Origin of the sequence: Flagellimonas nanhaiensis (assembly GCF_003382275.1) — a bacterium.
Classification (GTDB): Bacteria; Bacteroidota; Bacteroidia; order Flavobacteriales; family Flavobacteriaceae; genus Flagellimonas; species Flagellimonas nanhaiensis.
In genome coordinates this window covers 91,090-113,555 of the sequence record NZ_QTJX01000003.1, presented here as the reverse complement: position 1 = coordinate 113,555, position 22,466 = coordinate 91,090, and the positions used below count along the sequence as shown (strand labels likewise).

The window sequence follows — 22,466 nt, the reverse complement described above, 5'->3', positions numbered from 1 at the left end:
CTTTACTCGTTTATCTAGTTTTATTGAATTAACATATTGTCCTTGGACTTATCAAACACATACTCCAATACTTGGGCATGACGTCTTTGGGAACGTACCGCGCTTCCTGCTGCCGGTGCTCCATAGACCCTTCGCGAGGCAACCCTAAATTGTTTGGCTTCATCCAAGTGCATGAGCATATGACCCCAAGCTCCCATATTTCTTGGTTCTTCTTGGGCCCATACCACTTCTTCCGCGGATTTATATTTTTTGATGATTTTTCGCATTTCCTGAGCTGGCAATGGAAAGAGTTGTTCTACCCTTACCAAGGCAACATCTTTTCTATTGAGTTCTTCTCTTTTGTCGAGCAAGTCATAATAGAACTTACCAGTACAGAAAACCACACTTTTTACCTTGGAAGCCGTAACCGTGTCATCATCAATTACCATCTGGAAGCTACCGTTGGCCATTTCTTCTTTTGTGGAAAGCACCTTAGGGTGCCTTAGCAAACTTTTAGGGGTGAAAACCACCAATGGTTTTCTATAACCCGCCTTCATTTGTCTACGGAATAGATGGAAAAGGTTTGCAGGTGTTGTTACATCGGCCACGAACATGTTATCTTTTGCGCATAACTGAAGGTAACGCTCCATTCTGGCAGACGAATGCTCAGCTCCCTGTCCTTCATATCCATGTGGCAACAAGAGTACCAACCCGTTCTGCAACTTCCATTTATCCTCTGCCGATGACAGGTATTGGTCAATGATAATCTGGGCACCATTGCTAAAATCACCAAACTGTGCTTCCCAAATTGTCAAGGTTTTTGGACTTGCCATGGCATAGCCATAGTCAAACCCCATTACTGCATATTCGGACAAGAGCGAATTATAGATATGGAACTTCCCGTTCTGGTTTTTCCCAAGCTCGTTCAGCAATATCACCTCTTCCTCGTGCATCTCGGTCTTGATTACCGCATGTCTATGGGAAAAGGTTCCACGTTCCACATCCTGTCCGGTCATACGCACATCGTAGCCCTCTTCTATCAAAGAACCATAGGCCAAAAGTTCTCCCATGGCCCAATCCAACTTATTGTCCTCAAAATACATTCTGCGACGAGCTTCCACCAATCGCTCCAATTTCCTTAGGAACTTTTTCCCTTCCGGCAACCCTGTAATACCTTTTGCCACCTGATCCAACTTCTTCATGTCGTAGGTGGTATCCAAAGAACTTAGCATGGTTTCCTCGGTTACTTGCTCAAAGCCCTCCCATTCATCTTGCATGAAAGGCGTAATCCTGGTCTTCTCGATTTTTCGGGAATCCAACAGGTCTTCTTCCAGACTTTTCTTGTACTCTAATTCCAGTTCCTTCACATAGTCCTTATCTATAACACCCTCAGCAATGAGTCGTTCCGCATAGATATCTCTTGGATTCTTATGTTTTGATATTGCTTTGTACAATAGAGGTTGGGTAAACTTAGGCTCGTCACCTTCGTTGTGCCCATATTTTCTATAGCCTAAAAGGTCCAAGAAAATATCCCTTTTATATCGCATTCTATATTCAAGCGCAAAGGTTGCCACATGTACCACCGCTTCGGCATCATCAGCATTTACGTGCAATACGGGAGAGAGCGTAACCTTACCCACATCGGTGCAGTAGGTTGAGGACCTTGCATCCAAATAATTTGTGGTAAAACCTATTTGGTTGTTGACGACAATATGTATGGTCCCTTCCGTACGGTATCCATCCAAATTGGCCATTTGAATGATTTCATAAACCACTCCTTGACCTGCAAAGGCAGCATCACCATGTACCAAAATGGGCAGTACTTCAGAGGTATTTTCTTGATGATCTCTATCTTGTTTAGCCCTGGTTATTCCTTCTACAACAGAATTGACAGTTTCCAAATGCGAAGGGTTTGGGGCAATGTTCATGTTTACCATCTTCCCGGAATCGGTTTCCCGAGTTGATGTCCATCCTAAATGGTACTTTACGTCACCATCAAAAATAGTCTCCTCGTAATCCTTTCCATCAAACTCACTGAAGATATCCTTTGGGGATTTCCCGAAAATATTGGTCAACACATTCAACCTCCCCCGGTGGGCCATACCCATCACAAATTGCTTCACCCCGGCATCCGCAGCCTTTTCAATAATCACATCCAATGCTGGAATCAATGATTCTCCTCCTTCAAGGGAAAATCGTTTTTGTCCTACGTATTTGGTATGCAGAAAGCTTTCAAAGGAAACAGCTTCATTCAACTTTCGTAGAATGTTCTTTTTTTCCTCTGGGGTAAAGTTGGGGTGGTTGTCATTGACATTGAGCCAATCCTGAATCCACTGTATGCGTTCTGGAGTACGGATATACATGTATTCCACTCCAATAGCATCACAATAAATACGTTCTAGGTGAGCTATAATATCCCTGAGGGAACTTGACCCTATCCCGATGATTCGACCAGCATCAAAAACTGTATTCAGGTCTTCTTCTCCAAGTCCAAAATTGGCAATATCGAGGGTGGGAACGTATTTTCTTCTTTTTCTTACTGGATTGGTCTTGGTAAACAAGTGTCCTCTAGATCGATATCCGTCTATAAGCCGAATTACTTGAAATTCCTTTTGAAGTGTATCTGGTATGGCAACCTGTTCTCCATTGGCAAGAGCCACTGTTCCATTCTGCCCTACTTCAATTCCCAAATCATCAAGGGAACTCTCCAAGCCAAAATCAAACCCTTGAAAAAAAGCCCTCCAACTGGGCTCAATACTATCAGGGCTGGTCAGGTATTTATCGTATAGCTCCGCAAAAAATGAGGTATGCGCAGCATTTAAGAATGAATATTTGTCCATGGACATCTTCTAACTAAAACCTATCAAAAAAATTTCATCAAAAATACAACAAATACAATTGGCAGCCCATAAACGTTACTGGAATTGGAAAAATCTTTCAGGCACTGTATTTGTTTTTGAACCAGACCTTTGTCCAAACGCGTTTCAAAACCAAAAAACATACTTCTGCAGAAATATCAACAACATCTATACTCTTGATTTTTTTGACGTCATTTTCCGGGACATCAATCACATACAATAGCTTGAGATAATCTTGAAATCTTTCCATAAGCAAGAAATAGAGTTTTTCGTGGAGTTTTCCCTTTAGTTCTGAAGGCTTAATTTCATTTGAAATTTCAAATTCCACATTGGCCAATTCAAAATCCTTTTTCAATTGCACCAACATTTTTTGGTAGAGCTGCTTACTCTGAGCAGCTTCCAAAACCTCCATACTATTGTTCAATTTGGACAGCATACCTTATATACGTCCAAGGTTTTACCTAAGGTTTATATAGACTTGACTATTTTGCCATCTTTCATTACAAAGACCACGTTCTCCAAAGTTCTTACATCGTCCTTTGGGTTTTGGTCCACGGCAATGATATCAGCTAAAAATCCATCTTTTAACTGGCCAAGTTCATCTCCGACACCCAAAAGCGAAGCATTGGTTATCGTGGCAGATTTTAGGGCTTCCATAATTGGCATACCCGCTTCTACCATATATCCAAATTCCCTTGCGTTCTCACCATGCGGAAAAACTCCGGCATCGGTTCCAAAGGCAATGGGCACTCCCTTTTTATAGGCCTTTCCAAAAGTTCTTTGGCTCTTTGGGCCAATCTCAAGTGCTTTTTTGGCGACAACCTCTGGAAAGTAACCCGGAATCTTTGCGCTTTCTGTAGCTTGTTTTCCAGCAGTAATAGTGGGAACCAAATATGTATTATGCTTCACCATGAGTTCCATGGTTTCTTCACTCATTAAAGTACCGTGCTCTATGGTCTTGATTCCTCCTAGAATTGCTCTTTGCATTCCCTCGTCTCCATGGGCATGTGCCGCAGTCAACATGTTATAATCTTTGGCAGTTTGCACGATAGCTTTGACCTCTTCCAATGTAAATTGAGGGTTTTGTCCACTTTTAGCCACACTCAGCACTCCTCCCGTGGCCGTTATTTTAATAACATCAGCGCCATCTTTATATCGCTGGCGAACTGCTTTTTTAGCATCCTCAGGAGAATTTACCACTCCTTCCCTTGGTCCGGGGTCGCCCATCAATGATTTTTTCATGCCGTTGGTAGGATCGGCGTGTCCTCCCGTGGTCCCAATTGCCTTTCCAGCTGTAAAAATTCTTGGCCCCATAATGGTGCCTCTGTCAATAGCCTTTCTGAGCGCAATATTTACTCCACTACCTCCAAGATCCCGTACCGTTGTAAACCCAGCCAGTAATGTTTTCTTGGCATAGATGGTGGATTCAAAGGCGACATCCGCTTCGTTCAGCGTAAATCTTTGGATATATCTTTTTGGACTTGATTGTCCTTCGATATGCACATGCATATCTATCAATCCTGGAAGCACTGTTTTGTCTTTTAGATCTACAATGACATCCCCTTCACTTCCTGTTTGATAACCATTTGAAATTGATTTTATTTTCTTTCCTGAAACGACAATGGTCTTTTCGGAAAGAACCTTCCCAGATTCTACATCAATAATCTGCCCGCAATGCAAATAGGTCTCTTGGGAAAACATTAGGGCACTAAAAAGGCCCAACGAGATAGTTAGAAGTTTTTTCATTTTTATTTGAGTTAGCTATTTGGTCTTCTAAAATAAGTATACATTCTGAACCAACCTCAGAGTTGGACATGAATAAGTGGGAAACCATTGGAATTTTAATTGCTTCTAATCTTCTGTTCCCATTCCCAAGCCGACTTTATAGCTTCATCTAAAGTAGACTGAGCTTTCCATCCCAGTACATTATTGGCTTTTTTGGTATCCGCATAAGCCATGGCATCGTCCCCGGGTCTTCTGTCAACTATACGATACCTTAGCTTTTTGCTAGAAACTCTTTCAAAACTTTCAATAACCTCCAAGACCGTGTTTCCCTCTCCGGTACCCAGATTAAAATACTCGTAATTGGAATCGTTCTGAGCATCTAGCAGCCTTTTAAGCGCCTGTACGTGCGCCTTTGCCAAATCCACAACATGAATATAATCCCGAACGCAGGTGCCATCCTTAGTTGGCCAATCTCCACCAAAAACCTTGAGTTCCTCGCGGATTCCCATTGCGGTTTGGGTAATATAGGGTACAAGATTTTGCGGTTCTCCAAGTGGCAGCTCTCCAATGTGTGCGGACGGGTGGGCCCCAACAGGATTAAAATAACGCAACGATATAGTAGATAGGTTTGGATGGGCCTTACAGGTGTCCTCAAGGATATCTTCCCCTATCTTTTTTGTATTTCCATAGGGTGATTCTGCTGGCTGCAACGGTAAGTCTTCTGACATTGGCTTGTTGTCCAACCTTCCATACACTGTTCTGGAAGAGCTAAAAATAAAATTGGCTCTTTCCTTCTTAATCAGTTCCTGTAATACGTAGATCAATGTCCCAACATTGTTTTCGTAGTACAAAAGTGGTTTTTCAACACTTTCACCAACCGCTTTAGATGCCGCAAAATGAATAACCCCTTCCAAATCCTGGTGCTTTGAAAAGAAATCTTGGACTTTTGATTTTTCCCGAAGGTCGATTTTTTCAAAAGCAGGCTTCATTCCTGTGATTGATTCAATTCCTTCCAGAACATCTATAGAAGAATTGGAAAGATCATCAATTATCACCACATCAAAACCTTCGTTCTGGAGTTCAACAACAGTATGGGAACCGATATACCCCAGGCCTCCGGTTACGACTATTTCCATAGTTATTCCTTCACAAAATTTATGACCAGGTTGGTTATATGCTGAATCTGCTCATCATCCAACTCTGTATGCATCGGAAGAGAAATCACTTCGTTAATTAGCTGGTTAGTGACTCCAAAGTCCTCTTCCTTGTATCGCTCATCTAGATAAGCCTTTTGTTTGTGTAAGGGAACGGGATAATAAACACCACAGGGAACATCATTTGCATTCAAATGTTCTACCAATGCATCTCTTTTGCCATTAAGAATACGCAAAGTGTATTGATGGAAGACATGGCAATCACACGTGTCACAAATTCCATCGCAGTCATTGGTGGTTTTAGGAAGGATAATATTGGCCTGCCCCTTGAGTGCCTCTGAATATTTTTTCGCAGCTTCTCTTCGCTTCTTGTTATAGCTGTCCAGTTTTGGAAGTTTGGCCCTTAGAACAGCGGCTTGAATGGAATCCAATCTTGAGTTGACCCCTACCACATCGTGATAATACCTTTTGTACATACCATGATTTACCATGCCACGAATAGTATGGGCAAGGTCATCATCATTGGTAAAAATGGCACCGCCATCTCCATAGCATCCCAAATTTTTTGATGGAAAAAAAGAGGTTGAAGCCACATGACCCATGGTGCCTGCTTTTTGTTTTGTTCCATCTTTTGAAGTATAGGTAGCGCCTATGGCCTGAGCATTGTCCTCAATAACATACAAATTGTGCTTTTTGGCCAGTTCCATGATTGCATCCATATCTGCACATTGCCCAAACAAATGCACTGGAACTATGGCTTTGGTTCTTGGAGTTATTGCTTTTTCAATGGCTTTGACGTCTATGTTGAACGTATCCGGCTCAACATCCACCAAAACTGGGGTCAAATTTAAGAGCGCAATTACCTCAACTGTTGCCGCAAACGTGAAGTCAGCAGTAATGACCTCATCCCCAGGTTGCAGCCCAAGGCCCATCATACAAATCTGAAGAGCATCGGTCCCATTGGCACAGGGAATCACATGCTTTACACCAAGATAGTCTTCCAGTTCTTTTTGAAAAGCGTGGACATGCGGACCGTTTATAAATGCCGAGGAATTTAAAATTTCACTAATGGAATTGTTCACTTCCGTCTTAATACCTTCATACTGACCTTTAAGGTCAACCATTTGTATTTTTTTCATCCGATTATTTTGATGCTTCAAAATTAAGAAATTAAGATACCATAGCGCCCTATTCTCGAAAGAATGTATTTTAGCGAAATATGTTGGTCCTACGTTTCATCTACAGCCTTTTGATTTCAGTTTCCTGGTTGGCATTGAACATTATTGCAGCCTTCAATCCCAAAATTAGATTGTTTGTTTTAGGACGAAAAAAATCGTTCTCCCAATTAGAGAGCAATATCTCGGGATACGACAAGGTAGTTTGGATGCACGTAGCCTCCTTAGGTGAGTTTGAACAAGGACTGCCCGTACTTGAAAGCATAAGGACAAACTATCCTGATTACAAAATTGTTCTTACGTTCTTTTCTCCCTCTGGTTTCGAGGTGAAAAAAAATACACAAGCCGCAGACCTGGTTGTTTATCTGCCTATGGACACCATCACCAATGCACGAAAATTTATGGATATTGTCCATCCGTCCCTTGCAATTTTTGTGAAGTACGAAATCTGGCCCAATTACCTCAGTGAGTTGAACAAAAGAAAAGTCCCAACCCTTTTGGTCTCTGCTATATTTTCTAAAAGGCAAATATTTTTTAAACCCTTTGGCGGTTTCATGAGAAATGCACTAAAAAGCTTTGCCCATTTTTTTGTTCAGGATGAAACTTCAAAAAAATTGCTCAATTCCATAAGCTTTGAAAATGTAACCGTAAGTGGCGACACCCGTTTTGATAGGGTATCTAAGATTTTGGAACAGAATAACGAATTGTCCTTCATGAACAATTTCAAAGGAGAGTCCATGTGCTTGGTTTCAGGTAGCACGTGGCCAGAAGATGAGAAAATCCTAATTGACTATATCAACTCAGTAAAATCCTCCGTAAAATTTGTCATCGCTCCCCATGAAATAAAACCAACCCATGTTGACAATATCATTGATGCCCTGGACAAAAAGACAGTCTGTTACTCCAAAATGGGCGATTCCAATCTGGAAGATTTTGAAGTTTTGGTGATAGATACCATTGGTCTACTAACCAAAGTTTACAGCTATGCAGACATCGCCTATGTTGGAGGCGGTTTTGCCACTGGACTTCACAATACCCTAGAACCCGCCGTCTATGGAATTCCTGTAATTATTGGCCCCAACTACAAAGGATTTAAGGAAGCAGAAGATCTAGTGGAAAAAGAGGGGATTCTTTCCATATCAGGATCGGAGGAATTTAATACGTTAATGGACAAGTTCATTACCGCTGAGACCGAAAGAGAAAAAACAGGAAAGATCAACAGTGATTATGTGCAAAGCAATAGGGGTGCAACAACGTTAATTTTACAACAAATCAAAACTATTCTTTAACTTTTCCCTAGCTTTGATACAACCAACCAAACACATATGAACAACCGTATTTTTAAGATTTCCATAGCCGCAGCACTGGCAGGATTTCTATTTGGATTTGACACTGTTGTAATCAGTGGAGCCAACCAGCCTATCAAAGAAATTTGGGACACCAATTGGTTTTTAGGTGATTCCATTTTTACTTTTCACGGAATATTTATCATGTCCATGGCATTGTGGGGAACCGTATTGGGGTCTCTTTTTGGAGGCATCCCCTGTGACCGTTTGGGCAGAAAAAAGACACTTTTTTGGATTGGAGTGCTGTACTTCATTTCAGCAGTAGGCTCTGCTGTTGCCGCTGAACCCTACAGCTTTTCATTTTTTAGGTTTATTGGCGGTGTAGGTGTAGGTGCCTCTTCGGTGGCCGCACCCGTCTATATTTCCGAAATCTCCACTGCAGAGAACAGGGGGAGACTTACAGCGTTGTACCAGTTCAATATTGTATTTGGAATATTGATCGCTTTCATTTCCAATTATCTCATAGGAAATCTTTTCGATGAAAATGTTGCTTGGCGATGGATGCTGGGCATAGAAGGTTTACCGGCTTTGATCTACACACTGTTGGTGGTTAGAATTCCAAATAGTCCAAGATGGCTTCTTTTAAAGAATCGTGAAGAATCAGTGGTAATCAAATCCCTCACCCTTTTGGGAATTGACCCTGATAAAGCCTCTTCTCACCTTGCCCAGATTAAGGCTGCCATACAAGAGACGGCCGAAAAGGAAAAGGACAAACTCTTTTCTGGCAAATACAACAAATCATTGATTCTGGCTTTTTTGATTGCATTCTTCAATCAATTATCGGGTATAAACTTTGTTCTATACTATGCCCCGGAGATACTTGAACGGGCAGGGTTGGCCTCGGGCGAATCGCTTTTCAGTTCTATTTCAATAGGATTCATCAACCTGATTTTCACATTTGTCGGTATAGCCCTTATAGACAAGCTGGGGCGTAAACAACTCATGTACATTGGCTCTGTTGGCTATATTTTGAGCTTGGCCATGGTGGGTTGGTGTTTTTATACCGGAGCAAGTTCCGTTCTGTTGCTAATCTTCATTCTTGTTTTTATTGCTTCACACGCCGTGGGACAAGGATCTGTGATTTGGGTTTTCATTTCTGAAGTATTCCCCAATAAAGTCCGCTCGTACGGACAGTCCTGGGGAACTGGGACCCACTGGGTATTTGCCGCACTGATTACCTTATTGACCCCAACTTTTCTGGATTCGGAAATTGGAATCTTCAAGGATAATCCTTGGCCAATTTTCATTTTCTTTTCTTTTATGATGGTGCTTCAATTGCTCTGGGTATTCTTTATGATGCCAGAGACCAAGGGAAAAAGTCTAGAGGAATTGGGCAAACTTCTGAGTTCCAAAAAAGGAAAAAAGGACAAGTAGGTACATCACATGCCCAAAAGATAGCTTTTAATCGAATATCGAAGTTTGATTTACCTTCGGTACGTGAATAATTCCGTACATTGAAAGGAAATTACACTATTATGTCTAATGAAATATCTTTTGGCAACAAAATGATGGTTGCCTTTCTGCGGTTCATGGTAATTGTTCTGATTCTTATACTGATTGCAATTCCAGTTTGTATACTACTGGATTTAGTTGGGATTATTCAATAGATGCCAATTTTCAGCTTCTTAAATAGCTGTTTCCAATCAATTAAAAAATTACATCTTGTTCAGACATTGCCCCAGTGATCAGCTTGAGGTACGTATCAATAGCTTTGTCCATGTTAGCGGGTTCCATTACCTCTAGATTTCCCCTCCAGATCAACTCCCTTTCTTTACCCACGCATATGCAGTACAATGAAGTTTCTACATGGTACAAATTGAAGGTTTCATAATAACCAGGGTCGTAGTAAATGTCCTGATGCTCTAAATAATCACTGCTGAAACGGGTAAACATTGCATCAATATTGTTCATGCGCTCCCTAAAGGTTCTTCTATTTTCGGTTCCAACCACTTTGGTGAACAAAATAGCATCAAAACCTTTGTCCAGCAATTGCTGTTCCACCTCTGTCAGCTCGTCTTCTGATTTTTCAGAAGAAGTAAACTCTACATCAAAAAGATCAATGCTGCGCATGGCCTCTACGCCATTATCGCTGAACTTTTGTACGAGACGTGTCTCGAAATCGACTCTTACGTTCTCGTCCTGCGCCATACCCACTACAAGCACTTTATAAGCATCAAACAAAACTATTTCCGGATTTTTCCAGGTGCTGACGAGCTTGGTGGAAGAGCAGCTCATCAGTAATAGAAATAGAATGGATATGACTTTAGGTTTCATCGAAAATTAGTTTAATAGTTCATGCGCAGCCAATGATCTTGGTCTATCTAATGTGTGGCAAACGTTCCTTGGCGTTTTTCCAATTGACGTTTGAGTTCACTAATGGTCTCTGCCAGTGCTTTTTCAAAATCATTTGTCCTTGCCTTGGCAAAAAGCCGTGGGCCAGGAGCACTTAGCTCAATCTCACAAATCTTGTCCATACCCGTCTTATCATTCTCCAGTTTGAAAAGTACGTTGGCCTTGATCACCCAACTGTATTTCTCCCCCAGCTTGTCCAGCTTTTTCATTAGTATTTGACTTAATGATTCACTAGCCTTCATTTTTTGATATTGAACATGTACTTCCATGATAATTGTTTTGATTTATATCAAAGCTAACTCAGTAAAAAAAGAAATTAAATGACATAAGTCATTCTTAACCCATGAAAAATGGTTGGCCCGTACTCTGTAGTACCGAGAACCAGAATTCACCCTCCAAATCAATTTTCTTTCTTTTCTTGGTTACTTCGGAAATTGGTATGTAAACGTATTGATTGTTGACCTTACAGGCCATGAATTTGGTTTTTCCGGCCATAGCTCCATGTACGGCATGGTAGGCCAGTCTATTGGTGTACACACTATCGCCCGAGTTGGCCGGTGCACTTCTTACAATATAGCTAGGATCAATGTACTTTATGGTAATATCCTTATCCGCAAAGTGTTCTTCTATCTTAGCTTTTAAAAAGAGTCCGATATCTGAATGTTTTATGTTTCCCGAGGCATCTTTAACGGTACTTTTTTCTTCAAAGAGATGTTGTCCTGCCCCCTCGGCAACAACAATAAGCGCATGCTTTTTGCGCACCAAGCGTGCCTCAAGAGCTTTTAGGAAACCATTTTCGCCTTCTAGGGAAAAATCCATTTCGGGAATTAGCACAAAATTTACCACCGGCATGGCCAATGCCGCCGAAGCAGCAATAAAACCACTATCTCTTCCCATTAGCTTCACAATGGCAATACCATTATAGGCTCCGGTAGCTTCATTGTGGGCATCTCGGATTATGGGACTAGCCACATCAAAAGCTGTTTCAAACCCAAAGGATTCATCAATAAGGTCAATATCATTATCAATGGTCTTGGGTATGCCAACCACACTGATCTGTGCGTTTCTTTTCTTGATTTCCTCCCCTATGGCATTAACTCCTTTTAAGGTGCCATCTCCTCCAATTGCAAACAACATATCCACATTGTTGGCTTCCAAAGTATCTACCATAATGGACACATCTTGCCCTCCTCTGGAAGAACCTAAAAATGTTCCTCCAAACTGATGGATCTCTTTTACATTATCGGGTGACAGCTCTACTAATTTGTGTCCTTTTTCAGGATTGAGGCCTTCGTACCCATATGGGACACCTATGATTCGTTTTACCCCATAAAAGTAATGGAGCGCCATAACCACTCCCCTGATTACATTGTTAATACCGGGACATAGTCCCCCGCAGGTTACAATAGCGGCGGTCACTTTTTTAGGGTCATAGAAAATATCTTGTCTGGGGCCCGCCTTCTCCAAGCTTGGAGGTTCTTCGCCTGTATGTAAAATTTGGTTGTAATGTTCCAAGGAAAGGTCTAGGACCAATCTATCGGAATCTTTGATAAAATTGAAGATTTTATCTCCCCTGACAGTGCTTAACTGCAGGGGAGATTTAAATTTGGGTTCTCCAAGTTGTTCTATTCGGAACATATTCTTGTTATGATTTTACATGTGATCCATCTCGTGATGCGCATCAATTAGTGGACCTCCGTTCAAAATTTCCTCTGATGATTCGCTAGCAAATTTATCAAAGTTAATGTGGAATGAGTGTGCCAATTGAATTGCTTTACTAATGTAAGCACCTTTTTGCAGCCATGTATTCATTGGATCTAAAATTTCGCTTGGAACACCTGGGCAGTATTTTGGCATATGCAAACCAAAGATTGGATGTGTTTCATAATCAACTTGATCAAGTTCACCTTCTAGAATGGCAGAAATCATTGCTCTTGTGTATTTAAGCTTGATTCTAGAACCAACTCCGTAAGGGCCACCACTCCAACCTGTGTTGATCAACCATACATTTACACCAGCTTCTTGCATTTTTTTACTCAACATCTCAGCATAAACTGCTGGGTGCAATGGCATAAATGGCTCACCAAAACAAGCAGAGAACGAAGGTACCGGCTCGTTAATACCTGCCTCTGTACCAGCAACTTTAGCTGTATAACCAGAGATAAAGTGGTATGCTGCTTGACCTGGGGTTAATTTAGATACTGGAGGTAATACACCAAAAGCATCACAAGTTAAGAAGAAGATGTTCTTTGGATTGGATGCATATGATGGTGTCTGTAAGTTATCAATATGATCCAATGGATAGCTTACCCTTGTGTTCAAGGTAATTGAACTGTCAAAAAAGTCTACCTCTTTAGTGCCTTCTTTAAACACAACATTTTCAAGAAGTGCTCCAGGACGAATAGCTCTGTAAATGTCCGGTTCTTTTTCTTCTGTAAGGTCAATTACTTTTGCGTAACATCCGCCTTCAAAATTGAAAATGGTGTCTTCAGCTGTCCAACCATGTTCATCATCACCAATCAATTTTCTGTTAGGATCGGCGGAAAGGGTTGTTTTACCAGTACCAGAAAGTCCAAAATAAATAGCGGTATCACCTTTTTCACCAACGTTTGCAGAACAGTGCATTGGCAATACATCTTTTTCCACAGGTAGAATAAAATTCAAGGCAGTAAAAATACCTTTCTTCATCTCACCTGGGTATTCAGAACCACCAACCAAGGCTATTTTTCTTGAATAATCAAGAATGGAAAAGTTACCTGCAATAATGCCATACTCTTTTGGATCAGGGCACTCATAACCAGGAGCACAAAGCACCAACCATTCTTCTTCAAAATCTTTAAGTTCTTCCTCGTTTAATCCGATGAACATATTTTTTAAGAAGTAATTTGACCAAGGAAACTCAGTAACGCTTCTTACATTGGTTTGATATCTTGGATCAGCACAAACCGCTGCATCACGAACATAAATCTCTTTACCAGACAAGTATTTAACTATCTCACCTCTAAGTCTGTCAAAATTCTCAGGAGAAATCGGTTTGTTGATACGTCCCCACCAGATTTTATCTTTGGTATAATCGTCTTTTACCAAAAAACGATCTTTAGGAGAACGTCCAGTGAATTTCCCGGTATTGATAGCCAATGTTCCGTTTTCTGACTCTACGCCCATTCCTTTTTCTACGGTAATCTTCTGTAATGTTTCGGGATCAAGATTCCAATGCACTTGAGCATCTTTTATCCCATACTTTTCTAAGTTTTTCGTGTTGTCCATAACTGTACTCATTCTAATATTAATTTTCAAGGTTGTTTTAAAATTTCCAAATTAAAGGCACCAAAAACACGGTTGCCACAAAAAATAACAACAATAAAGGCCCACCTACCCTTACGTAGTCTGTAAACTTATACCCGCCCGCAGACATGACCATTGCATTGGTTGTTGTGCCCACAGGGGTTAAAAATGCTGTCGATGCGCTTATTGCCACCGTAATCAAAAATGGTTTTGGCGATACTCCAAGAGAGGTTGCAGCAATCAGGGCTATAGGCGCCATTAAAACTGCAGTCGCCGAATTGTTAATCGTTTGGCTCAAAATCGTGGTCAATAAGAAAATTCCACCCAAAAGAGCCACAGGGTGCCATTTACCCAAACTCTCTACCAAACCATTGGCTGCTTCTTGAGCTACCCCAGTTTTTTGTAGTGCTATACCCATTGGTATCATGGCCGCTATCATTACCACACTCGTCCAACTAATCCCTTTATAAGCTTTTGAAATTGGCACACAACGGGTTAACATCATTATACCTGCACATACCAGGGCTGCTATTGCACCTGGCAGAATCTTGAACACAAGAAATAGAATCATCAGCACCAAGGTTCCCAAAGCAATATAACTTCGCGGTGTAAGCTTGGCTACATTTTTTGACATTGCCTCTGGACTACCAATGATTACCACATTTTCGTAGAGAGACTTAAGGTTTTCAATATTTTCCCAAGGCCCCCTGATTATAAATGCATCTCCTGCCTCAATCTTTATTTTACCTTTTAAAGGTCTACTCTTACGTGACGCAGCCAATAACTGCACGCCTGATTTTTTCAGGTAATGGCCTAGATTAAATATTCTTCCCACAAAAACTGATTTAGGCGTAATCAGCATTTCTGCCATTCCCACCTCTTGGGTAATAAATTCTTCTTTTAACACATCTGATTCGGGGGGTGTTGGAATCACGCCCAACCTAAAGGTTCTTATCAATTTATCAATATCACCAGGCTCTCCTTTAACCGTTAAAATATCATGATATCGCATTTCGGTTTCAGGATCGGGCAACTCAACAAATAAGGGTACCTTTTGTTGAAGAGGACTGGGATGCCTTCTTCTCAAACGCATTATTGATACTTTATAATCTTCCTCAAAGCTCCAATCACCAATTTTCGTATTGATAAGCCGCGACATGGAACGAATTCGTAATCGATATAAGTTATCACCTATACTATAATCCTCAATCCATTTATACATTTCAGCGTCTAGGTCAGCAGGCTTATTCAGGGTTTTACGCTCTGGCAACAATCTATAGCCTACATACCTGAAATACACTATTGCAATAATTAGTAAGGGTAGGCCTATTAGGGTAAATTCAAAAAATGAAAATCCTTCAAAACCATTTTCTGCCAGCGTGTTACTTACAATAATGTTTGGTGGCGTACCTGTTAATGTGAGCAATCCTCCAGTATTAGACCCAAATGCAACAGGCATCAGTAATTTTGAAGGTAATGTTCCCGCGCTCCAAGCTGCCGATACTGTAACTGGCAACAGCGCTGCTACCGTACCTGTATTGCTCACCAAACCTGAAAGAACACTTGCTCCCATAGTTACTATTATTAATAGTTTAGGAACACTTTTACCTGCCCATTCCACAAATCGTCGACCCGCCAAGGCGGTCCAACCTGTTCTCGCCAAACCCTCACCTATTATGAATAATGCTGCAATCATTATTACTGTCGGGTTACTAAAACCGCTCAATGATTCCTGAAGGTTTATAATACCTGAAAGGTATAAAGCGAGCATTGATATAATCGCTACGACATCTGGTGGAAATTTGCCCCACACGAAGAGAACAATTGTAATACCCAAAATGATTAGCAGTGGCAGCATGCCTTTTATAGTATATGGGTTATCAGTCTAAAGTCAACACAGGAATTTCAGAATGCAAAGTCAGTAATTGGGTCAATCTGCCCTCTGACGGTGTACTCTTTTGTGCATGGTTTCTGGGCAGAATGACCAACATATCAATGTTCTTTTCATTGATATATTCCAAAATACCCTCTTCCACATCTTGATTTTTACTAAAGGAATGCTCTACATAAAAATGTTCCAGATAGTATTCCAATAGGTTTTCCGTGCTGTCAACTACAGACTCTTCGGCATATACTGACTCCTTATATATGGTCAGTACATGGACTCTTGAGTCAAAGGTTCGGGCCACATCCAATAGCGTGCCCAAAACTTCCCGGTCTTCAATTTCTTCTTTACCAAGTACCAATGCTATATCCTTGGGTTGTTTTATTTCACATCCAAAGGGCACAGATATTACAGGGCAATTGGCCCCCAAAACCAGTTTAGAGGTATTGGTAATGGCCTCATCTGTAACTTTGTCCCCCATGGTTCCCATTAAAACCAAATCAATATTTTGATCCTTCCTTACCGAAAGGATGGATTCTATTACATTTCCTGTGGTAGTAATAAACTCAGGGGCCTTTTTGGCCTTTTTCTGAAATGACCTCACCACTTTGGCAAAGTCCATTTTCAACATGTTTTCCTCAGATTCTGCTGTGGGCATTGCCGCTACATAGAGCGCCAAAATATCCACAGGTCGATTTGGTCCTACGTAATTGATCGCATACTGTAATGCATTGACAGATGCTTCAGAAAAATCGAAAGGAACCAAAATCTTTTTAATGTTGCTCATACCCATAAAATTTAGCTTGTTAAACTCTACGATCCAAAATTAGAACCGCCCTATAACCTAAAATATGACAGAAATCAGTTTTGGATTGTTTCATTACAGTATATAAAAATATATTGCCTTTTACCAGCCCACAACGTTAATTTTTAAAGGCCTTATGGTTATCTTTATCAAAGGCAATCAAAATATAACACGAGCTATGAAAATTGTTATAGGAGTAGACATAGGAGGTACAAAAACCAAAATTGGGTTGGTTGACCAACATGGAAAATGCCATGCCAAGACTTTTTTTAGAACAAGGGAATATCCTGAGCTGGAATCGTTTTTGGACAAAATAAAAAGCACCTCCGATGAACTTATAGAAAGTTTGGAAGGCGAAGTCTCTGTATTGGGGTGCGGAATTGGTGCTCCAAATGCCTCCAGTAAAAATGGAACCATTGAAAATGCCAGTAACTTGGTCTGGAAAGAATCGGTACCCATTCTTGAAAAACTAAAACTTAGAATGCCCATGCCCATGCGCATCATGAACGATGCAAGCGCTGCAGCCTTAGGTGAAATGTTGTTTGGAGGGGCAAACAAAATGAAAGACTTTATAGTCATTACTTTGGGTACCGGTTTTGGGGCTGGCATAGTCGCCAACGGACAATTAATTGATGGCTATGATGGTTTTGCCGGTGAACTTGGCCATGTGGACATGACCATTGGTGATGGCCGATTAACCGGACTCGGAGTAAAAGGAGGACTTGAGGCTTATGTTTCGGCCACTGGATTAAAACGGACCATAATGTATATGTTGAGCAAGTATATGACCGAGAGTCGGTTTAGAAATATTGCTTACAACGACCTTCATGGAGAAGACATCACTAAAGCTGCTGAAGAGGGTGATGAAATAGCCTTAATGGCCTTTGACTATACTGCAAGGATAATGGCTCTGGCACTGGCAAACTTCACGGCTTTCACACAACCTGAAGCTTTCATTCTCATGGGAGGACTCACCAATAGTGGAAAATGGATTCTGGAACCACTTGAGGGATATTTTAATGAATATTTGCTCGATGTGTACAAAGGAAAAGTCAAAATTCTCAAGTCTGGAATGCATGGCAAGACCGCAGCAATATGCGGAGCGGCAGCTCTTATTTGGGAAACCCAGGAGCATTGATGTCTACCCTATTTTGATACATTTTCCATAAATTATTTCCATAAATGATAAGTATCATATTATACTAAAAGTATTGAGGCAAAACTTTGTACCCAATCTTCAGAAACCATATTCATATGGGACGTACAAAGTATTTTACTGTTTTGTTTGTCTTATTTTTTTTGATTGCCCCAGGTCTTAAAAACACTTCTTACGGCCAAATGGAAAATGAAGGCCATCCAGGGTCATGGACAGTAATTTCAGGGAATGCTGACCTACATGAGGATTGGAGCATTCCCTTGGTGTGCCTTATGAAGCATAACGATGTGTTGGACCAATACGGTTTTTCCTTTGTTAGGACCGGGGTTACCCGTCAGCTTAGTAGATCATCAAAATTAACAGCGGGAATCTCTTTCTTTAATTCCAGCGTTTATGGAGAGAACGAAAGCATCAAAAATTCATCGCAGCTTTGGTTCTATGGGGAATACGTCTTTAATCTCAATCTTAGAAAGGATGTTCTTGCTCAGCGTTTTCGATGGGAAAACCGCAGGACCCTAAATTCCGAAGATGCCAACCATAACAATAGGATTCGATATCGCCTCCAATACATAAAACCAATTAGTAGTAACATATATATAAGATCGTTCAATGAATTGTTCCTAATCGTTGAAGGTTCCTCTTTTGATCAGAATAGATTTTACATCGGTGTTGGCCAAAGACTGACCAAATCCCTAAAATTGGATTTGGGGTACATGAAACGTCATTTGAAAGCTTCCAGTGAAGATATGATAAGAATGGAACTTACATTCTCTCTGGATCTGACCAAAAATGACCTTGCTCAGCATTCACAATAGAAATCTTAAAAAAAATGGGATAAAGGATAACCTGACGATTATCATGTTTTTTGATTAGGGACATATCTAACTTTATTTCAACAAAATAAGAAAAGTCATGAAACCCAAAAAGAATCCCAATGTAGACGTAGGTAGAAATAGTAGCCTATACTTCATGATAGGCCTTACTGTAATTTTATTTGTTACCTGGCAATCTTTCGAATTGAAGACCTATGAGAAAGACACTTTGGTATCTGAAGTTCTTGAAGTAACAGATGATCTTGATGAGGAAGTGCCAGTGACCGAAATGATTCGGACCCCCCCACCTCCACCTCCACCATCTGCACCAGATGTAATTGAAATAGTGGAAGATGTAGAAGATGTAGAAGAGACCGTTATTGAGAGTACCGAAAGTAGTCAGGACGTATATGTGGAAGACGTAGTTGTTAATGTGGATGATGTGGAAGTGGATGAAGTAGAGGATGATGTTGTTGTTCCGTTTGCTATTATTGAGTACGTTCCCGTATTCCCTGGATGCGAGGTTTACGAATCCCAAGCCGATCGTAAAGAATGTTTTAACCAAAAGGTTCAAGAACATATTAGGAAAAACTTCAAGTATCCACCAGCTGCATTGGATATGGGAATCACCGGTAAGGTCTTTGTCCAGTTTGTTATCAACTCAAAGGGCCAAGTAACCGAGATCAGACAAAGAGGACCAGACCGTCTTTTGGAGCAAGAAGCTGTGAGAATCATCTCTACCTTACCACAGGTAAAACCAGGTGTACAGCGCGGTAAGCCTGTAAAGGTTAAATACAGTATTCCAATACACTTTGTGATGAAATAAATTTCAAGAAGTAAAAGGTCCAAGTTTTTAACTTGGACCTTTTTTATTTAAACCATTCTGTATTGGAATATTCCCTAGTCTTTGATGCGGTCTCACGGCTCTTTACCACCAAATGGGTACTATTGAATTGCCTGGCCCTATATCCAAGAAGGTGGAAGAAGGATTTGGCCAAGAAACGTGCGATACGTTGATCCACCACCATTGCATCTTTTTTAATGGACTTCCAGTTGACACCTGGCAGTCTCACCAAGAGGTGATCCACCTTGAACCTTCTCAACCCTTTTGACATCCACAACAGTATTTTTGGTATAGGCCTTATAAAATAGAAGCCCTCTTTTCCCTGTTCCTGGTACAGTGGCATAAAAATCTGCCTTTTACTCTCTGTTGTCAAGATTTCCCCATTGCTCATGGCAATTTCAATTCCCTTGGGAATTTCCTGAAAGTTGATAAATCCAGGCAGCATTTTAAACTGATTGCCCACTGTGATATCGTGCTGGTAATAGATTTCATAGAATTTGTCCGACACCTCACTGGATTTCAAAACCTTGTTTCTAAGCACAATCTTCTCGTTCTTGGAACTGGGAACAGCACTTGTGATGGCCAGGGTGTAGCGAATGAAGTCCATACTATTTTTTATGGCCTTAATATCATCGTGCCTTCCACTTTCATATCCCAGGGACACATACCCTAGTTCATTAATAAAGCTCAACAATGCTCCTTCCAAATACTCTTCAATACCCAATATGGTCGGCAATGGATAGTTAGAGGCATATTTCCTGTTCAACAAACTATCATTTAGAACAATAAATGGTGAGGTGTCACTGGAAGTGGTGTGCAAATCGATAAAATAAAAGGGAGGACGGCCATCTTTCAAAATTTGTTTCAAGGTATTGTAGAGCTCCAAAAGCTCTTTTTCTTCAACACCAGGAACTTCTTTACTTCCCATGCTCTCAATCTTCTCAGGAAACCATATTCTGTTCAAATCCTGTTCTTGAAATCGAACTCTTTTCTCCAAGGCACCAAGATTCCCGGCAATGGCATAGACCTCCCCATGAATGGCCGCTTCGTTAATCTTCAACTCCTGCATTACATGTTTTAGAGCGAACACCCCTGCAGGTTCATTTCCGTGAATCCCAGCAAAAAATACCAGGGTAGGACCTTCTTTTTCTCCTTGAAAATGGTCAATGATACGTTCAATATCCAATGTTTCGGAAAGGGCTTCGCTATAGACTTTGGACATGTTTATAAATCAACTTTACTGATTATACCCACCAAATTGGAGCCTGAGCACACAGGCAAACATCCTATTTGATAATCTGCCATTAACTTCTTTGCAGTGGTAATTTTTGTTCTTGGACGTACGGTGACTACTTTCTTTATCATAATTTCCGACACGCGAACATTGTGGTTGTTCTTTATTTTGCCCAAATCTTCAATATGACTCCATGTCAAAAGTCCCACGAGTTCACCTTTGTTATTTTCTACCGGTAAATGGTGGATATTGTTCCATTTCATGATTGCTGTGGCCAAATTGGCAAAGTCATCTTCTTGGAGCTTTAAAAGTTTGGTGGACATAATCTGACCTACCCATTTAAAGGATTCCTTGATTTCATCAGTTTCGGTAATCAATGGCCATTCATGAACTGGTAAACCTGTCTGTTGATTTTCATACATTGCCTTTGTCATTTGAACAACGGCACTATCCGGCTTCATTTGTTTTTTTAGCTTTCTATAGTTCTTCACTTGCCACTCTGCACCAGAACTTAATTTGGTTCGCGCCTCAATTATGCCCAACAACCTTTCAATATCCTTTTCATCCACATTTCTCTTTTTAAGGCCGTCATACGCAATGGGCAGAAGCTCCTCAAGAACAAGTTTTTGTAAGGGCATTGGTTGGTTCAACCACGAGAACACAGTTTTTCTGCCATTGATAGCTGCTCGTATAAAATTGAGCTTTGCCTCCCTAAAGTCCATAATGTTGGACATGTCATCATATTTTTCTGGTCTGCCCACCATTAATCCCACCCAAAAGGCAAAGTTGGCCATTTCATCAATTACTGATGGCCCTGAAGGGATATATCGATTTTCTATACGCAAGTGGGGTTTTCCATTGCCCACACCGTAACATGGTCGGTTCCATCTGTAAACCGTTCCGTTGAACAAGCCGAGAGCCTCAAGTTTTGGGATAGCTCCATTTTCCAATATCTGCAAAGAATTATGGGTTATGGGTTTGGTCAACATTATTCTATGGGTGGAAATGTCCTCCTTGAAAATATCAGTAACCGTTTCATGTTGCCAATGCTGCCCAAAACCTACTCTGGGAACTTGTTCCCTCAAAGCGTTTATCCACTTTCTTGTGTCCAAACTCTGTTGAAAAAGGGCAATACGAGTTTCTTTCCAGAGTTCCCTGCCCATTAAATAGGGAGAATTACAGCACACCCCTAAAACTGGACCTGCAATGGCTTGCGCCCAGTTATAACTTTTTATGAAATCGTATGATGGAATCTGGAGGTGCAACTGAAAACTGGTGTTACAAGCTTCAAAAAGCACGGAATCATGGTAGAGGGACAATTCATCCACTCCTTGAATCTTGATTCGAAAATCATCGCCATGCCAATCCTTTAGAACCTCATTGATTTTATAATACCTGGGAATCGGAGTCATATACTCCATCTCCATTTCCGCTTTACTTATAGTAGGAAGGATTCCTGCAAGCAAAATCCGCATATCCAGCTTTTCGGCCTTTGTTTTTGCTTTGTCAAGGAATTCCAAAAGTTGTTTTTCTACCTTGCCAAAACACCCTTTTGTAAGCGTGAAGGGATCTAGATTTGCTTCTATGTTATAGCTCGCCAGTTCAGTAGTAAAGTGCGGGTCATCTATTTCCTTTAATAAAGACATTGACCTTCCGGCAGGCCTAAAATCATTATCAATCAAGCACATTTCCTGTTCCGCCCCTATTCGGGTGATATCATCCTCAATGAGTCCTTGATCAACAAGGATCTCCAACGCCTTTACATCATCAATAAGGTTTTGAACAAACGCAATGCGCTCTTTTTCATCAAATTTACTTTGTGCAATACGCTCTCCCATTCTATTAGGAAATTATAG

The 22,466-nt window shown here is 40.8% G+C and carries 18 protein-coding genes; 5 read left to right on the top strand and 13 right to left on the bottom strand.

What is annotated here, in order from left to right:
• Positions 1 to 20: 20 nt before the first annotated feature.
• From DX873_RS13435 to DX873_RS13415, 5 genes are all read right to left on the bottom strand, one after another.
• Positions 21 to 2,819: a 2-oxoglutarate dehydrogenase E1 component gene (locus tag DX873_RS13435; RefSeq protein WP_116185252.1), complete on the bottom strand. Its 2,799-nt coding sequence runs from the start codon at positions 2,817 to 2,819 to the stop codon at positions 21 to 23.
• Positions 2,820 to 2,916: 97 nt separating this feature from the next.
• A complete protein-coding gene (locus tag DX873_RS13430; protein WP_232520936.1) occupies positions 2,917 to 3,249 on the bottom strand; it encodes a hypothetical protein in 333 nt (110 codons plus the stop codon).
• Positions 3,250 to 3,305: 56 nt separating this feature from the next.
• Positions 3,306 to 4,583 (bottom strand): metal-dependent hydrolase family protein, encoded by a 1,278-nt coding sequence (locus tag DX873_RS13425; protein WP_116185001.1) that lies wholly within the window; start codon positions 4,581 to 4,583, stop codon positions 3,306 to 3,308.
• A 95-nt stretch (positions 4,584 to 4,678) separates the two neighbouring features.
• The gene (galE, locus tag DX873_RS13420) at positions 4,679 to 5,698 is read right to left on the bottom strand and encodes a UDP-glucose 4-epimerase GalE (protein WP_116185000.1); all 1,020 of its coding nucleotides are present in this window, start codon (positions 5,696 to 5,698) and stop codon (positions 4,679 to 4,681) included.
• Positions 5,699 to 5,700: 2 nt separating this feature from the next.
• Positions 5,701 to 6,855 carry a DegT/DnrJ/EryC1/StrS family aminotransferase gene (locus DX873_RS13415; RefSeq protein ID WP_116184999.1) on the bottom strand — a complete coding sequence of 385 codons (1,155 nt, stop codon included), beginning with the start codon at positions 6,853 to 6,855 and terminating at the stop codon, positions 5,701 to 5,703.
• Positions 6,856 to 6,935: 80 nt separating this feature from the next.
• Here DX873_RS13415 and DX873_RS13410 point away from each other — a divergent pair, with 80 nt between their 5' ends.
• The gene (locus tag DX873_RS13410) at positions 6,936 to 8,180 is read left to right on the top strand and encodes a 3-deoxy-D-manno-octulosonic acid transferase (protein ID WP_181899511.1); all 1,245 of its coding nucleotides are present in this window, start codon (positions 6,936 to 6,938) and stop codon (positions 8,178 to 8,180) included.
• 36 nt (positions 8,181 to 8,216) lie between these two features.
• Positions 8,217 to 9,611, top strand: a complete 1,395-nt coding sequence (locus DX873_RS13405) for a sugar porter family MFS transporter (protein ID WP_116184998.1) — start codon at positions 8,217 to 8,219, stop codon at positions 9,609 to 9,611.
• Positions 9,612 to 9,884: 273 nt separating this feature from the next.
• On the opposite strand, the gene DX873_RS13400 is transcribed toward DX873_RS13405, so the two are convergent.
• From DX873_RS13400 to DX873_RS13375, 6 genes are all read right to left on the bottom strand, one after another.
• Complete coding sequence (locus tag DX873_RS13400; RefSeq protein ID WP_116184997.1) at positions 9,885 to 10,511, bottom strand: hypothetical protein; 627 nt, start codon at positions 10,509 to 10,511, stop codon at positions 9,885 to 9,887.
• 47 nt (positions 10,512 to 10,558) lie between these two features.
• Positions 10,559 to 10,858, bottom strand: a complete 300-nt coding sequence (locus DX873_RS13395) for an HPF/RaiA family ribosome-associated protein (protein ID WP_116184996.1) — start codon at positions 10,856 to 10,858, stop codon at positions 10,559 to 10,561.
• A gap of 67 nt (positions 10,859 to 10,925) precedes the next feature.
• Entirely contained in the window at positions 10,926 to 12,227 is a 1,302-nt protein-coding gene (locus tag DX873_RS13390; RefSeq protein ID WP_116184995.1) for an ATP-dependent 6-phosphofructokinase, read from the bottom strand.
• 15 nt (positions 12,228 to 12,242) lie between these two features.
• Complete coding sequence (pckA, locus tag DX873_RS13385) at positions 12,243 to 13,868, bottom strand: phosphoenolpyruvate carboxykinase (ATP) (protein ID WP_116184994.1); 1,626 nt, start codon at positions 13,866 to 13,868, stop codon at positions 12,243 to 12,245.
• Between the two features lie 25 nt (positions 13,869 to 13,893).
• Positions 13,894 to 15,711, bottom strand: coding sequence for an SLC13 family permease (locus tag DX873_RS13380; protein WP_232520935.1), 1,818 nt, complete (start codon positions 15,709 to 15,711; stop codon positions 13,894 to 13,896).
• A 43-nt stretch (positions 15,712 to 15,754) separates the two neighbouring features.
• Positions 15,755 to 16,546: a universal stress protein gene (locus tag DX873_RS13375; RefSeq protein ID WP_116185250.1), complete on the bottom strand. Its 792-nt coding sequence runs from the start codon at positions 16,544 to 16,546 to the stop codon at positions 15,755 to 15,757.
• A gap of 196 nt (positions 16,547 to 16,742) precedes the next feature.
• On the opposite strand from DX873_RS13375, the gene DX873_RS13370 reads away from it, so the two are divergent.
• The 3 genes from DX873_RS13370 (at position 16,743) to DX873_RS13360 (ending at position 19,358) form a co-directional block, all read left to right on the top strand.
• Positions 16,743 to 17,702 carry an ROK family protein gene (locus DX873_RS13370; protein WP_116185249.1) on the top strand — a complete coding sequence of 320 codons (960 nt, stop codon included), beginning with the start codon at positions 16,743 to 16,745 and terminating at the stop codon, positions 17,700 to 17,702.
• Positions 17,703 to 17,818: 116 nt separating this feature from the next.
• Entirely contained in the window at positions 17,819 to 18,535 is a 717-nt protein-coding gene (locus DX873_RS13365; protein WP_116184992.1) for a DUF2490 domain-containing protein, read from the top strand.
• Between the two features lie 97 nt (positions 18,536 to 18,632).
• Positions 18,633 to 19,358, top strand: a complete 726-nt coding sequence (locus DX873_RS13360) for an energy transducer TonB (RefSeq protein WP_116184991.1) — start codon at positions 18,633 to 18,635, stop codon at positions 19,356 to 19,358.
• Between the two features lie 43 nt (positions 19,359 to 19,401).
• Here the strand turns inward: DX873_RS13360 and DX873_RS13355 are convergent, their stop codons facing one another.
• The gene (locus DX873_RS13355) at positions 19,402 to 20,598 is read right to left on the bottom strand and encodes a succinylglutamate desuccinylase/aspartoacylase family protein (protein WP_116184990.1); all 1,197 of its coding nucleotides are present in this window, start codon (positions 20,596 to 20,598) and stop codon (positions 19,402 to 19,404) included.
• 2 nt (positions 20,599 to 20,600) lie between these two features.
• A complete protein-coding gene (locus tag DX873_RS13350; protein ID WP_116184989.1) occupies positions 20,601 to 22,448 on the bottom strand; it encodes a glutamate-cysteine ligase family protein in 1,848 nt (615 codons plus the stop codon).
• Positions 22,449 to 22,466 lie beyond the last annotated feature (18 nt).

Bases quoted from the DNA above. Each gene is read 5' to 3' on its own strand.
- DX873_RS13410 (WP_181899511.1), top strand. From the start codon at position 6,936: ATGTTGGTCCTACGTTTCATCTACAGCCTTTTGATTTCAGTTTCCTGG.
- DX873_RS13430 (WP_232520936.1), bottom strand. From the start codon at position 3,249: ATGGAGGTTTTGGAAGCTGCTCAGAGTAAGCAGCTCTACCAAAAAATG.
- DX873_RS13360 (WP_116184991.1), top strand. From the start codon at position 18,633: ATGAAACCCAAAAAGAATCCCAATGTAGACGTAGGTAGAAATAGTAGC.
- DX873_RS13405 (WP_116184998.1), top strand. From the start codon at position 8,217: ATGAACAACCGTATTTTTAAGATTTCCATAGCCGCAGCACTGGCAGGA.
- DX873_RS13395 (WP_116184996.1), bottom strand. From the start codon at position 10,858: ATGGAAGTACATGTTCAATATCAAAAAATGAAGGCTAGTGAATCATTA.
- DX873_RS13355 (WP_116184990.1), bottom strand. From the start codon at position 20,598: ATGTCCAAAGTCTATAGCGAAGCCCTTTCCGAAACATTGGATATTGAA.
- DX873_RS13400 (WP_116184997.1), bottom strand. From the start codon at position 10,511: ATGAAACCTAAAGTCATATCCATTCTATTTCTATTACTGATGAGCTGC.
- DX873_RS13365 (WP_116184992.1), top strand. From the start codon at position 17,819: ATGGGACGTACAAAGTATTTTACTGTTTTGTTTGTCTTATTTTTTTTG.
- DX873_RS13390 (WP_116184995.1), bottom strand. From the start codon at position 12,227: ATGTTCCGAATAGAACAACTTGGAGAACCCAAATTTAAATCTCCCCTG.
- DX873_RS13370 (WP_116185249.1), top strand. From the start codon at position 16,743: ATGAAAATTGTTATAGGAGTAGACATAGGAGGTACAAAAACCAAAATT.
- DX873_RS13350 (WP_116184989.1), bottom strand. From the start codon at position 22,448: ATGGGAGAGCGTATTGCACAAAGTAAATTTGATGAAAAAGAGCGCATT.
- DX873_RS13375 (WP_116185250.1), bottom strand. From the start codon at position 16,546: ATGAGCAACATTAAAAAGATTTTGGTTCCTTTCGATTTTTCTGAAGCA.
- pckA (WP_116184994.1), bottom strand. From the start codon at position 13,868: ATGAGTACAGTTATGGACAACACGAAAAACTTAGAAAAGTATGGGATA.
- galE (WP_116185000.1), bottom strand. From the start codon at position 5,698: ATGGAAATAGTCGTAACCGGAGGCCTGGGGTATATCGGTTCCCATACT.
- DX873_RS13425 (WP_116185001.1), bottom strand. From the start codon at position 4,583: ATGAAAAAACTTCTAACTATCTCGTTGGGCCTTTTTAGTGCCCTAATG.
- DX873_RS13435 (WP_116185252.1), bottom strand. From the start codon at position 2,819: ATGGACAAATATTCATTCTTAAATGCTGCGCATACCTCATTTTTTGCG.
- DX873_RS13415 (WP_116184999.1), bottom strand. From the start codon at position 6,855: ATGAAAAAAATACAAATGGTTGACCTTAAAGGTCAGTATGAAGGTATT.